At 42.5% G+C, this 16491-nt stretch carries 11 protein-coding genes; 4 read left to right on the forward strand and 7 right to left on the reverse strand.

All coding sequences use genetic code 11. The features are described 5' to 3' along the window. Nucleotides 1–18 precede the first annotated feature (18 nt). Complete coding sequence (locus tag VK664_RS00740) at nt 19–459, reverse strand: MarR family winged helix-turn-helix transcriptional regulator (RefSeq protein ID WP_461396675.1); 441 nt, start codon at nt 457–459, stop codon at nt 19–21. A 159-nt stretch (nt 460–618) separates the two neighbouring features. On the opposite strand from VK664_RS00740, the gene VK664_RS00745 reads away from it, so the two are divergent. Genes VK664_RS00745 through VK664_RS00755 form a run of 3 tightly spaced genes read left to right on the forward strand, consistent with a single transcriptional unit; the run spans nt 619 to nt 3843 of the window. Then, entirely contained in the window at nt 619–1443 is an 825-nt protein-coding gene (locus VK664_RS00745; protein ID WP_461396676.1) for an alpha/beta fold hydrolase, read from the forward strand. 47 nt (nt 1444–1490) lie between these two features. Further along, on the forward strand, nt 1491–2687 hold the full coding sequence (locus VK664_RS00750; RefSeq protein ID WP_461396677.1) for a glycosyltransferase: 1197 nt from the start codon (nt 1491–1493) through the stop codon (nt 2685–2687). Continuing rightward, complete coding sequence (locus VK664_RS00755; RefSeq protein ID WP_461396678.1) at nt 2662–3843, forward strand: ABC transporter permease; 1182 nt, start codon at nt 2662–2664, stop codon at nt 3841–3843. The genes VK664_RS00750 and VK664_RS00755 overlap by 26 nt, the downstream gene beginning before the upstream one ends. 32 nt (nt 3844–3875) lie before the next feature. Here the strand turns inward: VK664_RS00755 and VK664_RS00760 are convergent, their stop codons facing one another. The 6 genes from VK664_RS00760 to VK664_RS00785 all read right to left on the reverse strand — a co-directional run bounded on the left by VK664_RS00760 (nt 3876) and on the right by VK664_RS00785 (nt 13755). Next, nucleotides 3876–4289: a hypothetical protein gene (locus VK664_RS00760; protein ID WP_461396679.1), complete on the reverse strand. Its 414-nt coding sequence runs from the start codon at nt 4287–4289 to the stop codon at nt 3876–3878. Between the two features lie 134 nt (nt 4290–4423). Beyond that, on the reverse strand, nt 4424–4894 hold the full coding sequence (locus VK664_RS00765; protein ID WP_461396680.1) for an Lrp/AsnC ligand binding domain-containing protein: 471 nt from the start codon (nt 4892–4894) through the stop codon (nt 4424–4426). Nucleotides 4895–5361: 467 nt separating this feature from the next. Further along, on the reverse strand, nt 5362–7800 hold the full coding sequence (locus VK664_RS00770) for a bifunctional YncE family protein/alkaline phosphatase family protein (protein ID WP_461396681.1): 2439 nt from the start codon (nt 7798–7800) through the stop codon (nt 5362–5364). Between the two features lie 69 nt (nt 7801–7869). Then, the gene (locus VK664_RS00775; RefSeq protein ID WP_461396682.1) at nt 7870–9618 is read right to left on the reverse strand and encodes a RagB/SusD family nutrient uptake outer membrane protein; all 1749 of its coding nucleotides are present in this window, start codon (nt 9616–9618) and stop codon (nt 7870–7872) included. 17 nt (nt 9619–9635) lie between these two features. Further along, nucleotides 9636–12893 carry a SusC/RagA family TonB-linked outer membrane protein gene (locus VK664_RS00780; RefSeq protein ID WP_461396683.1) on the reverse strand — a complete coding sequence of 1086 codons (3258 nt, stop codon included), beginning with the start codon at nt 12891–12893 and terminating at the stop codon, nt 9636–9638. A gap of 238 nt (nt 12894–13131) precedes the next feature. Next, nucleotides 13132–13755: an RNA polymerase sigma factor gene (locus VK664_RS00785; protein WP_461396684.1), complete on the reverse strand. Its 624-nt coding sequence runs from the start codon at nt 13753–13755 to the stop codon at nt 13132–13134. Between the two features lie 645 nt (nt 13756–14400). On the opposite strand from VK664_RS00785, the gene VK664_RS00790 reads away from it, so the two are divergent. Then, nucleotides 14401–16491: a phosphocholine-specific phospholipase C gene (locus tag VK664_RS00790; RefSeq protein ID WP_461396685.1), complete on the forward strand. Its 2091-nt coding sequence runs from the start codon at nt 14401–14403 to the stop codon at nt 16489–16491.

Here is a 16491-nt window from a genome sequence, read left to right on the forward strand (position 1 = left end):
TGATTTTAAAACTTCTGCTTATTTAAGATTGTCATAAACGATTTTCAACACCTCTTTACATACTTCGATTCTTTCCTCGGGAACACCGGTCAAAGCTTCGTTTAAGGTCTCTTCTGCAAGACCCATTGATTCATCCTGCAGGGTCTGGGATTGTTTGGTAAGATAGATGAGGTTGATTCGGCGGTCTGAATCTGAAGGAACTCTTTTAACCAGGTCGAGTTTCTCCAGGTTGTCTACCAACCTGGTGATACTTGGCTTATCCCTGAAACTGGCATTACATAATTCCTGCTGGCTGATCCCGTCTTTTTTCCAGAGATGATATAAAACGCTCCATTGCTCAATAGTAAGATTGAGACCTGCGTTGTTGAACTTTTTTTGCAGCCTCCTGGCTATTGCGATTGACGCGATTCCCGTGATAAAGCTATAAAGTTCTCCCTTCTTAAAATGGTTGTTTGGCATATAGTTGTTTATGCAACTATCCAAAGTTAATTCATTTCTTTGGTTTCATCAAGTGCTTGGCCGGGATTTTTTTTGCACGATTATGTTAAAACGGCGGAATCGGGAATTCGGGCAGTACTGATGGTAATACAAGTTTCCGGCAGTAGATTGCGGACGGAGATGCATGCAGAATTCATAGAACACCAGACATCGCTGATTCACTATCATTTTGTTGACCGGGGGCACCGTCTCATAGTTTGTTTCCATGGATATGATGAAAATGGATTGTCTTTCGATATCATGAAAGAAGTATTACCTGCCAGTTGTTCCTTGTTGGCTATCGATTTGCCGCATCATGGAAAAACAAACTGGGATGACTCTGCGCGGTTTGATGTGACGATACTCTGGGATCTGATCAGTAGTATCTGTAAGAAGCATGGACGTACCAATGGCAGGATTGAGCTTGCAGGTTTCAGTATGGGCGGTCGCATTGCGCTTAGCCTGCTGGATTATCAGCCGGAACATATAGACCGGATGATTTTGCTGGCACCGGATGGTCTGCGTAGTAACTACTGGTACTGGATCTCAACAAGCACTATTGTTGGTCGCAGGATTTTTGCAATTACGGTAAAAAACCCCGGTTGGTTGTTGTTTACGCTTCGGGTGGCAAACAAGTTGAAGATTATCAATCCCGCTGTATTCAAATTCAGCTGGTTTTATCTGAAGGAAGCGGGGACCCGGAATATGCTGTATAAAAGATGGATGGCCATGCGCTGGATGCGTCCCGATATAAAAAAAATCAAACAGCATATACATAACCGTGATATTCCCGTGCTGCTGATTTATGGCGCTTACGACCGTATTATGCCGGCTGAAACAGGACTCGCATTTTGTCGTGATACCCATGATTTGTGTAAAGTTGAGCTATTGCCATGCGGGCACCAGATCATGCAGCTGAAAAACAAAAAAAATCTTTCAAAAATTTTCAGGCGCCTGAGGTTTTGATAAATGCCCGGGCATGAAAAAGATCCTTGATTTAGCTTCGAATCATTATGGTTTTATTCTACTTTTTCTTTATCATCCTGATGATTGGTTATGCGGTCCTGATCGCATATTATCATCGTGAATGGAACAGGATAAAAGAGGTCGGGTTGCCGGATGCTCTTTCAATAAATGCAACAAATGCGGAAGAAACAAGGAACGGAACCCGGATCTCTCTGATCATTCCTATGAGGAATGAATCAAAAAACATATCGGGTCTGTTAGAATCTTTGAAACGCCAGGATTTTCCCGTTGAACTAACTGAGATTATTTTGATTGATGACCATTCAACAGATGATACCTGGCAACTGATCAGCGCTTATAATCAACCCGGTTATATCCGCGCGATCAGGCTGCAGGATATAGCCGGTCTAAGTCCCGGATCTTTTAAGAAACAAGCGATCAGCGCAGGCATTGATATTGCGTCCGGGAAACTGATAATAACCACTGATGCAGATTGCAGCTTTCAGCCACAATGGTTAAGCACTATTGTCGCATGTCATCATGCCACAGGTAGTGTATTCATAGCTGCACCAGTCAGGTTCAGAACAAAAAATAGTTTTTTGTCCATCTTTGAAACGCTGGATTTTATAACTCTTCAGGGCATCACCGGTGCTTCGGTTGCTTCAGGATTTCACACGATGTGTAATGGAGCAAATCTTGCTTATACCAAAGCAGCTTTTATAGAAGCAGATGGTTTCAATGGCATAGATCATATTCCAAGTGGTGATGATATGCTGCTTATGTATAAGATATTTAGGAAACACCCTGATAAAGTCTCCTATCTGAAGGCCAGGCAGGCCATTGTTGATACATCAGGAGCTGATTCTCTACGTACTTTTTTTAACCAGCGGATTCGCTGGGCGAGTAAAGCCGTGCATTATGATGATAAAAGGATTTTTTGGGTATTGATGACGGTTTATCTTGTCAACGTTTCTTTTTTGATTGCCGGCATTGCATCATTCTGGAAGACAAACTACTTCATATTTTTTTTGCTGATGCTGATTGCAAAATTGTTGATTGAATTCCCGTTTGTAAACAGGGTAGCAATGTTTTTTGGCCAGCAGCGGCTGATGCGGTATTTTCCCTTTATGCAACCCTTTCACATTATGTATACGATTATTGCCGGCTGGCTTGGCAAATTCGGATCATATGAATGGAAGGGAAGAAAAATAAGTAATCATGGCAAAAGGATCAAAGGAACGTAGTACCTGGCGAAGGCTCCGGAAAAACAGGGGAGCACTTGCCGGTATTGTGATCATTATCATAGCCTTGTTGATAGCCTTGTTGGGTTACATGATTGCACCTGATAGTTCTTCCAACGCAAATCGCATGATCGTTGAAATTGGTGGCCAGAAGCCCGGCTTTAGTATGTTGTTTCTGAAAACCCCGACACAACGTGAGCAGGCGCAGCCTTCATTCCTGGAGAAGTTGTTTTTTGGCGGTAAGGATTTGTATGACTATACGCCAATAACCAGCTATAACGAAAACCGCGACAGCCTGGTGATTACACAATACATCGACGAGGGGCTGGAAGAACGAAAAGCATTTTTACTTGAGAAGCCGGGTATTAACAACCCCAACAGTGGCAGTAAAATTAAAAAGGCCGGTAGTCAGAAAATTAACAGTGATTCGAATATCAATCTGCTTAATAACGGGGAACGGATAATCAGCGAATACCATATTGAAAAAATCCGTTTTCATCTTGGAACAGATAAATACGGTCGCGACATATTAAGTCGTTTGTTGATTGGCGTTAGGGTAAGCCTTGGTGTTGGGCTTATAACAGTCATTATCTCGTTAAGTATTGGGGTAATGCTTGGCGCAGTTGCCGGTTATTATCGTGGTTGGGTAGATGAGCTTGTGATGTGGTTCATAAACGTAATATGGAGCATACCCACCTTATTACTTGTGTTTGCAATCACACTGGTTTTGGGCAAGGGTTTCTGGCAGATATTTATTGCCATTGGATTAACGATGTGGGTAAGCGTTGCCCGTATTATTCGCGGCCAGGTATTGGCCGTCAGGGAAATGGAATATGTGGAAGCTGCACGTGCTCTTGGATTTACCAATGCCAGGATCATTGTGAGACATGTTTTGCCGAATGTGATGGGCCCGGTGATCGTGGTTGCAGCTTCAAACTTTGCTTCTGCTATAGTTATTGAGGCAGGTCTTAGCTTTTTAGGAGTTGGAGTGCAGCCTCCTCAACCGAGCTGGGGACTGATGATTAAGGAAAATTATAATTTCATCATCACCCATAATCCGATGCTGGCTCTTGCACCGGGTATTGCTATTATGATACTGGTGCTTGCATTTAACCTGCTGGGAAACGGGCTGCGGGACGCGCTGCAGGTTAAAGATTGATTCAGTACAGAATCGGATTCGCTTTCCTGTTATTATTTCTTTGAGTACCTGTAGTTACCGGTGAATTTGTTGGTAGCGCAACTTTTTGAGGTAACTGTGATCTCAACAATTGCCGGAACGCCGACCGGGGTAGCGGTAATAGTGAAATTGGTCATCGCAGCTGTCGCTGTTTTTGTTTCGGTATAGAATGCTGTTGAAGACGATTCAGGTCTTGCTTTTACTTCGATGGTTACTCCTGCCGCCGGAAGATTGGCTGAAACATTTACAGCGAGCGGGAAAGTGGTTCCTGCTGACGGTGTTTGCACACTGCCAATAGCCGGGTTTGTTGTCACGGTCATCGCAGTTTCGGTGCAGGATCCTGTACCGCCACCACCGCTTTTCTTACAAGCAGCAATACTGGCCAGGAAAAATATTATGATTACAAGAGGGTTTAAGGTTCTTTTCATGTCAGGTGCGATTAGCTTCGGTTGAAATTAGTTAGGTATCTAAAAATAATCTTAATATTCAATGTTCAGAAACACTAATTTATTGTGTAATGACAATATAATTATTTGAATTGCTGTCTAAAGCGTCCCGTTTTCTATTGTTTATATACCTGCACATTCCTGCTGAGGCTTTCTTCAAGTGAAATAAATGTTTCCGTACGTTCTATTCCTTTGATCTTCTGTAGCTCGTCGTGTAACACAAACCTCAGTTGTCCAATGTCTTTGCAGATAATTTCAGCAAACATGCTGTAATTTCCGGTAGTGTAGTTTAACCTGACGATTTCAGGAATCTTATGGAGCTCTTTTGCAACGGAATCATACAAACTGCTTTTTTCAAGATAAATGCCTATAAACGCGATCACATCATAGCCTAATTGCTTTATATCTACATTGAGTTTGGTACCTTTCACAATGCCCGCTTCCTGTAGTTTTTTGATTCGGACATGTATGGTTCCTCCTGAAACAAACAGTTTTTTGCCGAGGTCGGCATAGGAGATTTCTGCATTGTCCATCATTTCGTGAATGATCTGCAGATCCAGTTTGTCAAGATTTAATTTAGCTCCCATTTTTGCAATGTGTTTTTAGATTTCATCAACGGTATCCACAAATATTTGAATAAAATCGAATTTTTCAAAATTTTTATTGAAAATATTACAAGGAAATGAGCATTTTGATATAATATTGCACTATCAACGTTTAATTATAGCGGGAGATTATCCAAGATACTCCATAAATCCGCAAAAATCGTTGAGAATATTGTGGGATGATGAAATTTTGGCAGACATACCCTCTTGTCTCGGGGGTGGGGAACATAGGATAAACGTGACGTAATGCCGGCTTCCGCTTCGGCGAAATTCGACTGGGGTTGACCACCACACATTGCGTTATGGCTAACTACCCCGTGGAGGTTCGAGTCCTCCTCCTACAGCTAAAAAATCCCGTAAAAGTTGTAACTCAATTTTTACGGGATTTTTGCTTTTTCCCCGGCTTCAGTTATGAATATAAGGTTGGCCGGGTTTTCAACAAACTGGTTTTATTCATCATCATCTTTTTCTTGCTTTTGTTTGAAAAAAGCTGCCCTTACAGGAGCTGGCATCCGGGAATTTTCACCATACACAAATTTCCAAAGTATTTCATTCATCAACTGGTCAGGTATACGGTCTTCGTTTGAAAAATCAAGCTTTGCGGAGGCCAAAGCCATCTTATTCTCGTCCTTGTTCTTGTCGTTCAAATCTACCTGTGCGGGCAAGGACACAAATCCACTGGGATTAACTTCACTGGCAAAACAACGCCACATGGGCGTAGCCGCCGCATCGTATTGAGTCATAGGCGGCATTCCTAAAATCAGCTCAATGGTACGTAGCACAGAACTAGTGGAATACATAGTGTGATCAACAAAGCCGCGCTTTACAAAGGGCCCTGCAACATATGCGGTGGATCTGTGAGCATCCACATGATCCGGCCCGGCCTGGGCATCATCTTCGATTATAAAAACCACACTTTCTTTCCACACAGGGCTCTTGCTCAGGTATTCCACAAACATTCCCACTGCCAAATCATTATCAGCCACATGTGCAAAAGGAGTAGGCCGGCCGACAGCAGTACCTTCAGTATGATCGTTAGGAAACTTTATAGTCATCAACTGTGGCAAGGCATTTACCGCCACAAGTGAGTCAAATTCCCTTCTCCATAAACCAAATCGGGTAGTATCCCTGATTTTTCCATTAAAGCTGGGAAAATAAGGACAAACATGCCCTTCTAAAACAGGCACTTGCGGACGGAATTTATTGTCAGAAAATTCACCGTATGTTCTAAAGGTAACTCCGGATCGGCTGGCATTATCCCAGATAAATCCTGCTTTATTATTGGCCACATTACGCATCCCCGAGGAAGCTTCGGAACCACCTTTCCTGCCATAATAAGCTGGCCAGGTCTTCTCCAGAAAATCTGTTGCATAAGCGCCCATGCTCCAGTTATGTCCATCAGAACTCACCTCTCCATCTACATAAAAATTATCCAGCAGAACAAACTGTCTTGCCAGTGCATGTTGGTTGGGTGTAATTTTTTCACCAAATAAAACCAGCTTTTTATCACCGTTACCCTCTGGCATATCACCAAGCACCTGATCGTAGGTTCTGTTTTCCTTGATTATATAAAAAACATGCTTGATAGGTGATACATCTCCCTTCTTTTGAGGGATAGGATTACCCTTCTCTCCTTCGGCTGATACCTGTTGTTCTTTATTAAAAGGTGCATTGTTATATACTGCCTGTGCATAAACAGCTAACTGCTTTTCTGAAGGAACATCAATAATGCTCATGTCGCCCTGAAACATGCCGGCAATGTATTGCACCTCTTCGGGCTTGTTAGGGATGCCTTCATGAAGCACTACCGGTTGTTTTTTTACCATTGGATTAGGTCCTTTGGGATTTGCAAAAGGTTTAAGCCCCTTTCCATTACTTATGAACAGTTTTTTTCCGATTACTCTCACGCATGTTGGATACCAACCGGTGGGAATAAATCCTTTGGAGGTGCTTTTTCCCTTTTGACTTACATCATATACCGCCAGGCAATTGTTATCTGCATTGGCAATATATAAGGTCTTCTCATCCTGGCTAAGGGAAACACTATTGGTAGTAGAACCGCTTAGCTGAGTGGCATATAAAGCAGTAGTAAGTGTTTCCAACACTTTCCGTTTTTTGATATCGATCACTGATACACTATTGTCATTGGCATTGGCAACAAAAAGATAAGCTCCTTTTGAATCAAGACAAATATCATTGGGATTATCTCCTACGGCTACACTGTCAATCATTGTGTGTTTAAAAGTATCATAGACCAGGATCTTATCGCCTGCCCATACGCTGATATACAGCTCTTTTTTGTCGGGTGACAAACGACAGGTATAGGCCTCACCTCCCAATGCCAGTTTTTGCGGTATCGCTTTCGTTTTAAGATCAACTACATAAAGGCTATTATCTTCCTTAGTTACCACATACAACAACTGACGCTGATCATCAATGGTGATTCCGGATGGAGATATTTTGTTGGGCCAGGGTATGCCTAGTTTAAAGGTATCAACAGTATTCAGCTTACCATTTTTGATCGCGTATTTCAGGATCCAGTTATCGTTACCCCCGGAAACATACAGGTATTTTTCATCACTGCTGAAAACAATACCGCCCCAGCTATTTTGAATGATTTTATTATCCAGAATCTTTTCGGATTTTGTATCAACCAACTGAATCGAATGGATACTCTGGCCATTATTGGTAACAGCCAGGTAACGTTGTGAACGGCTCACTGCTATATTCAGAGGCAGATCACCTAATGGCAGGTGCCGGCCCACTGGTGTAAGGCTCCAGCCGTTTGGCAATAACACCCTCGTTTTTTCAATGTCTTTAAGTTCCTGGGCAAATACAAGCTGTCCAAAGCTCAGAGTAAATGCAAGCACTATAATAATCTTCTTCATCTGTTTATCCGTATTGTTTATCTCTATTTTATTTGCGCAAGAAATTACCAACTTTGTGTGTTCATGAAATTACCAACCCGGACTCTGGGTGAGTTTTGGATTTAATACAAGTTGGTTGGTAGGGATAGGGTTATAATAAAACTTGTCATTCCATTTACGGGTGGCATCATAATTTACCAGCCAGTGAATATTGCCGGAATTACCATTCGTTAAGGAAACGAAACTGCCGTTGATCAGATAATAACTCACTCCTGGTACAGGGTTAGCAGGTGTAGCGGTTACAAATGAAACATTCTTTACACCGTCTCCATTCATGTCATAAAGCGTATTCATTTGTGGAACATAAACACCATGGTAAGGCATCTCCATCAGATAACCTGCTTTCCAGCGCCGGACATCATCAAAACGAAGCCCCTCACAAACCAGTTCTACTCCTCTTTCTCTTCTTATTTCCAGCAATGCAGGGTCTGAAATATTGGGGAAATAAGTGTTATGCAGATATGGATCGATAGTAGCAGGATAAGCCGTGCCCGTTATACCTGCCCTGGCTCTCAACGGCACTATGGTTGTATTCCAATCTTCCGCAGAGAACTGCCCAAGTACTGCCTTTGCTTCGGCATAGTTTAGTAATATTTCTGCATACCGGAATATAGGAAGGGAATTATTATTCTGAGATCTGAAATCAAGGTTCTTGTCATCAAGAGTATACTTCAGGAATTGATAACCCGTGAAAGTATAAGCATAATCTGGTGGTGCCGAAGAACCATCCAGACGCTTATACCCGTTACAGCGAATGGTTTGCTGAAGACGCAGGTCCCTGTTCTTCATTTCATTTACAAAGGGGATGTTGTCAAACAAAGGCTGGTCCGTAAAACGGGAACCGTCCCGGTTGAGGTAAGTATTCACAAACTGCTTGTTCAGTCCTGACCTGTTGCCAAGGGTAGGACTGGTAAAGTACTGGTTTAACTGGCTCCAGAGTCTCAATGAATTGCTGTAGACAGAGGATAAGATTACTTCATCTGACCAGGGGATTTCTGTGGTGAACAGTTCCCTGTAATCTGAAACAGGCTTACCTGTATTGTGCAGTTTGTAATTGCCGGAGTTAATTATTGCCCTGGAAGCATCCAGCGATTTATTAAGGAAGTCATCTGCGGATGCTGCCAGGTTCAGTTCTGTGTGATATTTACGGAATGTGCCTTCAAACAAACATATCCTTGATTTAAGGGCCAATGCAGCCCACCTGGTGATGGTAGAAGCGCCGTTATCCTTGGCAGCCGGCACATTCGCAATGGCAAAATCCAGGTCGGCCAAAATGGAATCCATTACCAGTGTTCGGGCATCCCTGGTTTTATACATCGCAGAATCACTGATACTTAAAGCATGGCTAAACCAGGGTACATCTCCATACTCTTTTACCATGCCAAAATAAAACAAGGCGCGGAAATACCTGGCTATACCCGCATAACCATTACGGGTAGCTTCAGGAATATCCGGGTTATTATTATAATTGTCCAGGAAATAATTGATATTCCTTAAAACGCTCCAGGACCAGCCCCCAACGTTGTTGGCGTTGGTGGAAGGTGACATAAGCCCCGGTATATTGTTCCCTGATATGTAATCAGAAAGGTTATCACCAGTAGCGATAGTGATAGCCGATGGTATCTGGTCTATATAAAAAGAATTCACATACAAGGCCATGTTATTGGCATTCTGAAAAACCTTGTCTGATGTTAGACTTGCAATAGGCTGCTTGTCCAGTAATTTTTGGCAGCCCTGTAAACCTGCTGCGACAATCAGTAAAAAGAATATTTTTTTCATGTTTCCAGTTAAAATATTTAGAAAGTCAGATTTACGCCTACAGAATAAGATTTCAGCATAGGGTAGGCATACCCGTTACCCGCATTGGCGTTTACCTCAGGATCAGAACCATCGATAACTTCGGGATCAAAATTCGCCGCATATTTATGCATCGGTGTAAACGTGAGTATATTTTGGCCGGTCACGTACACCCTGGCATTGGTCAATTTTAGCAGCCTCACCCATTTTTGCGGCAGGGCCCAGGTAAGATTCACGTTTTTCAAGCGCAAATAAGCTGCATTTTGCAAATAACGGGTTTGTTTTACTGCCAGTTCCCTTGTACCGCTCAGAGCCACGTAGCCCCTGTATCTCGGAAAATAAGCATCAGGATTTTCAGGTGTCCATACATTTTTCATCATATCTGCGGGTATCGATTCATAAGGCCGGTTATATTGACCCCAGAAAGGACCAGCTTCGATGCCAGGCCACCAATCCCTGTATCCTATGCCCTGAACAAAGGCACTGAACGAAAGGCTTTTCCAGTTCATGCCAAGGTTAACTCCAAAATTATAGCGTGGAAGGGAATTGCCTATAATCTTCAGATCTCCATGATCTGCCAGGGTTCCCTTTCCTATATTAATAGAATCATCTCCATTAAGGTCTCTGAATTTGATATCGCCCGGTAAAGGAATATTAGAGTTGGAAACTGAGATATAGGAGGTCTGATTGGGATGCGGCTTGTCAAGATCTTCCTGGGTATATAAACCCTCTGTTTCAAATCCCCATATCTCGCCTAAACGTTGTCCTTCATAATAGGTGCCTGCATTACCCCCATAAGGTAAAACTCCATTGGGATTATTGTACTTGGTGATATAGGCCTTGTAGTCAGATAGCACCAACCCCAGGCTATAACCCAGATTCTCATTGATATTATCATGCCAGTTGACGGATAGCTCCCAACCCGATGTTTTCAGATCAGAGTAGTTACCGTAAGGCACTGTTGCCCCGAATGTGGATGGCAATGGCTGGCTGGGTGTGAACATGTTAGTGGTATACCTCTGATAATAATCAAAGGAAACATTCAACCTGTTCTTCAGCATTCCAATATCAATTCCACCGTCAACAGTAGTGGATGTTTCCCAGGTAAGATTGTCTGGCAGAACGCTGGGATTACGAACGTAAGTAGGATAGGCACCGTTCAGCGCTATAGATCTTCCCTGTGTTACATTCATCAGGGATATAAAACGGTAAGGCGCAATCTGTCCATTACCCAGGCTACCTACAGACACCCTAAGTTTCAGGTTATCCAGCCAGTTGTCGCTGAAGTTCATAAAGGGTTCCCTTGAAACGAGCCATCCTGCAGAAACAGAAGGGAAAAATCCGAACCTCGAATAGGAAGGGAATTTAGAAGATCCGTCGTACCTCCCGTTCACTTCTACCAGGTATTTATTTTTGTAAGAATAGTTACCCCTGAAGAATAATCCTGCAATAGACCATTCATTGCCATCGCCTGAAAGAATATAGTTCTGGCCGTTCAGCAAGTTAATATTTGGCAGGGAAGGGTCGAGGATACCATCCCGTTGAACCAGCGTACTATCGTTCTGGCTAACTTCAATATTCATCCCTCCCAGCAGTTTTATAGAATGGTTGCCAAAATCCTTTTTCGCTTCAGCGTAAATGTTAGTTGCATAATAGTTAGTAATATCTGTCGTTTTTGTAAGCCTGTTATTGGTGTTGGCACCTTCAATACCAGGACCTGCGCTATAGCTAACCGGATAAAGTTTTTCATCCATCGTATTATTAGTATAGGCATAAGTGAAGTCGCCTTTCAGGTTCAGGACGTTCTTGATAATATCTGCACTAAAAGATAAGGTGTTCCTGAAATACATCTGTTTGGTAATTTGATTATTATTACCGGTATACATATCCCCTACAGATTGATAAGAAGAAGGTGTCAACGTACCATCAGGATTAAACATAACCGCCATAGGAACAGCAGACACGTCCATATAGCGCCATACAGGCGATCCGCCATTCACTATGGGATAAAAATACTTATAGGCATTAAAGTCTATATTGTTGCTAAGCGTAAACCAGGGCGTGAGTTTGATATTTCCTTTCATACGCAGGTTATACCGGTTGAACTCATCAGTGTTATAACGGAAAACACCACCTTGCTTATAATACCTGCCTGAAATTAAAAAGTCGCTGTTAGTATTACTTCCGGATACGGTCAGGGCATTATCAAAAGCTGGCGCACTTTTGCGGTATAATTCATTGTACCAGTCGGTGCTTCCATAATAAATATATCTGCCGGTAGCCGGATCAATAGTTACTTTAGGCAATGAAGGATCGGCTGATCTTGCCTTCAGCGAGTCGAGATAAGCAGGTGTGTACGGAATAATACCGTTGATAGTAGCCGGGAGCGACTTATAATCATACCATGCATTATAGGAGTCTCCAAAATTTTTGGTCCACTCATAACCATCATTTACAAGCTTCGGATTCACTGTTTTCTGATTAATGGTATAGCTGGAATTGAAGTTCACCTGCACTTTCCCTTTATTTGGATTTTTTGTAGTGATCAATACTACACCGAAAGAGCCCCTGGCACCATATATAGCAGCAGACGCTGCATCTTTCAATACGGTTACAGTTTCGACATCATTAGGGTTAAGTAAATTTGGGTCGCCAGCAACGCCGTCTATCAGCACCAGCGCCTCTCCTCCGGTACCGATAGATGTGATACCCCTGATATTATAACCAGGGGAACGGGTAGGCTTTCCATCGGTCATTACAATATTCAGGTTGGGTATAAGTCCCTGCAGACCTCTTGAAATATTCGGCATAGGCCGGTCACTCAACACTTTGCCGCTCACCTGTGTTACAGCGCCAGTAAGATTTACCTTCTTCTGCGAGCCATATCCTACCACAACTATCTCGTCCAAAGAATTATCATTAACAGCCAGTTTAACCAATAAACGGATCATATCACCTCCTTTAAAAGTATAGCCCCCCAATACTTTTTTTTGATAACCGACATGTGTAAAACTAAAGGAGTATGAATCCCCTGCTGTCAATGTTACAAAAGTAAAAGCACCGGAAGAATCAGTTTGAGCTGTAGCAGAATATTGCCCCGATTTGTTTGTGACAGTCACGGTTAAATTTGGCAAAGCCTCACCTGTTTCACTTTGTACCATGCCTTTAACTGCCGGTTGTTGTTGTTGGCCCAATGCCTTGTTACCCGCACAAAAGATTACGAAAGCCGACAGTACGAGCAAATAAAATAGTTTCATTTTATGGATTGATTTAGACAATACAATTCCTGTCCCCAACAAGGGGATAATTTTCATCCTTAGCAAGCTTGATTAATTTAGAATCACTACATATTGCCTGCCAGTGTCTGCCACTTTTATACAGGCGCATATCAATGAGAAGCAGAAGGCCAGGTATACAATAACTATACGTTTTACAGGTTGGGTTACACCCACCGGTAATAATTTGTTAACACAGGCTTTGTTGAATGGGGAATCCTTAAGTGTTAAGCAGGAATAATATTAAGAAAGGAAAAGCTATGTTAGTAGCAGAAGCGATATGAATGCGAATTTCTTTAACAGCTTTATTGAGTTGATTTTCGACTGTCTTTTTAGATATACCGAGTTGTTCGGCAATCTCTTTATTGGTCAATCCTTTCAGACGGAATTTAATAATCTTGCTTCGTTCAGGAGAAATTTTGTCCAGTGTTGCATTAACCTCATCTAACCGATGATGTGAAGAAGCAGGAGCATCAGGAATATCCATAACTGAGGTACAACCCTCCAGGCTCACCAGCCTTTCATTAGCTTTTTGACGCAACAGATCAATAAGTGTTGTTTTAGCAATGCGGAATAATTGATGGGACAAAGCAATATCCTGGCTCAGATGTTTCCGATAGTTCCAGCATTTAATAAATGTAGTTTGCACCAGGTTGGCGCTGGTAGCTCCTGATTGTGCATTCCTGCGAAAGTAAAAATAAAGCCTGGCTTCATATTGCTTATATACTGTTGAAAAAATCGCTTCGTCATTTCTTTGAATTCCTTCTATCAGATACACATCCATAACGCTCACATTATCATTATCAGAAAAAGGTGTAAAATTTGTATTGTAAACAATTTTCAAAAATATTTACCCGCTTGCCTGACTGCGCGAAAATTTTTCTGGTGCAAAGAAAAAACCTATATGTTAAGTAACCAAGAATTCAGATTAAAAAAGATTACTCATTAATTAATGAGCAAGAGCAAATAGAAAAATTACATTGAGCAATTACAACAATCATAACTTTCCTGGTGATAAATAAAAAATATCAGGCATTACTATGTCCCTGGATCGCTATATTACCCGGACAGAGATCTCTAAGAAATTACCCTTAGTAAAAAAAGTAAATTACCTGCCAATGATCTTAGATATTCTTATCATTTCAAAATTTACACAGACGTATTTGCCTTTGTAATGTCTAACAGTTATATATAACCGAATTTAAAGAACTATAACATCATTCGTAAATGAGTCGCTGCTCAATTATCCAATTTGCTACAAACTTTAACCCGATGATTTTCGTCATTTTAACCAGGATAACAACAAGATTTACTCTTGAAGCTACAATCCCGTGAACCTTAACAGTATTTTTCAAAGTTCCCATTTCGGCAGCAAGCATGGAGTCATCTGATTGGTCGAAAAAAACTTTGCTTTCCCCAGTTTTTTTACACGTTCGATGTTATTTTATCTAAATTCCAGTTTATGATAGACCGTAGAAAATTTATCAGCATGTCTTCGACGATTGGAATGGGTTCATTGCTATGGCCAGCGCTTATTGAGAAGGCCCTTGCGGTAGAAGCTGATAGTTCCACCCGATCTATTAACGATGTCAAACACATAGTTATCCTGATGCAGGAGAATCGTTCTTTCGATCATTATTTTGGAACAATGAAGGGTGTGCGGGGATTTGGGGACCGTTTTCCTATCCCTCTCGAAAGCGGAAAAAGGGCATTTTTTCAGTCAGATGGATCGAAAACAATACCTCCCTACCGGGCAAACTTGAGAACCAGTAACGCCGCACTTGTTAAGCCAACACCGCATGATTTCCCGGACATGCAGGCTGCCTGGAACCAGGGAAAATATGGCTTCTGGCCAAAGTTTAAAACGCCACACTCGATGGCCTATTACACTCGTGAGGAAATCCCTTTTCAATATGCGCTGGCTGATGCATTTACAATTTCAGATGCTTATCATTGTTCCATTGCAACAGGCACCGACCCAAACCGGATCATGTTCTGGTCCGGAACAAATTCGGATCCCGATAAACGTGCAGCTGGAATAAATTGTACAGACAAGGATTCGGAGCCGGTCAATCAACGTTGCTGGATAACAGGAAAACATCCCGATCCGGGTTATACTTACAAAGGCAGTGCTTTTAAATGGGCGACTCTACCTGATGTGCTTGAGGCAGCCGGGGTTAGCTGGCGCTTTTACCAGGATCCCAACAATAACTGGACGGGTGCAATGCATGGTTGTCTCGCATTTGAAAGTTTCCGGACCGCAAAACCCGGCTCCCCTATTTATGAAAAGGGTATGAAACATTGGTCGCTGGAACACTTAACAAATGATGTTGCCAATGATACACTTCCCGCGGTTAGCTGGATCCTTCCATCCAGGGATGATTCCGAGCACCCGGGTGGTCCATCCAGTCCATATCGCGGTGCTGATTTTACTCATGCGGTATTGACTGCCCTCACTTCAAATCCGGAAGTTTGGTCTAAGACGGTGTTTTTTTTGACTTTCGATGAGAACGATGGTCTTTTTGATCATCTTCCTGCCCCTGCAGTTCCTTCTTATAACCTTGATGGTACAATTGCGGGAAAGAGTACGATTGATTTGGCAGGTATGTACTTCGATAACAACAGGAAGTTGAATAAAAGAAATTATCTCGATCCCGTTGATACTATAAGTGGGGATCTACGGCCCTGGGGTATGGGGCCGCGGGTTCCTCTTTATATTATTTCACCCTGGAGCAAAGGAGGATGGGTGCATTCTGAAGTGGCTGATCATACTTCGGTCGCACAATTTATCGAGAACCGGTTTAGTGTTCAGCTGCCTGGAATCAGTCCCTGGCACCGGGCTGTAAGCAGCGACCTGCTTTCAGCTTTCGATTTTAAGCACCCTAATGACGCAGTTTTTCCGGCAATGCCTGCAACCAATGATTACGCTTCGGTAGAGGCAGCGCTTAAAAGTTTGCCCCGGGCATCTCCCCCGGAAATCCCTGAACCTTTATTCCAGGAAAGAGGCGTGAAATATTCCCGGTCCCTGCCTTATCGTTTGAATACAAGCGCCGAAGTTGCGCAAACTGCTATCAGTTTAAGTTTTGAAAATACAGGTGAGGCAGGTACCGTTTTCCATGTTTATGACTTGAAACACCTGGAAAAGATTCCGGGGAGATACACCGTTGAAGCTGGAAAATCGCTTACTGATAGCTGGGCATTTAATGAATCCGGATATGACCTGGAAGTTTACGGACCAAATGGTTACTTCCGAAAGTTTACCGGCAAAGGGTTTGAGTTTGAGCCTGAGATTTCGTTAACCTACAACCATCGGAGAGGTGGTATCGGCCTGGAGATCGTTAATAAAAGCAGCGAAACCATTGATGTTATTATTACCGGTAATGCATATGATTATGGTTCGCCATTGAAGGTTAAAGTGCCTGGGGGCAAATCTGTAAAAAAGAAATGGAAACTGGAGCCAAGTGGAAACTGGTATGATTTTTCAGTTAACACGGGCAATACCTATCTCAGGCGTTTTGCAGGCCGGGTTGAGACTTCAAAACACGGCATCAGTGATCCTGCAATGGCAACGGAGATTTGA

Source organism: Flavitalea sp. (assembly GCF_035489435.1).
In the GTDB taxonomy this organism is placed as follows: Bacteria; Bacteroidota; Bacteroidia; order Chitinophagales; family Chitinophagaceae; genus DATHKG01.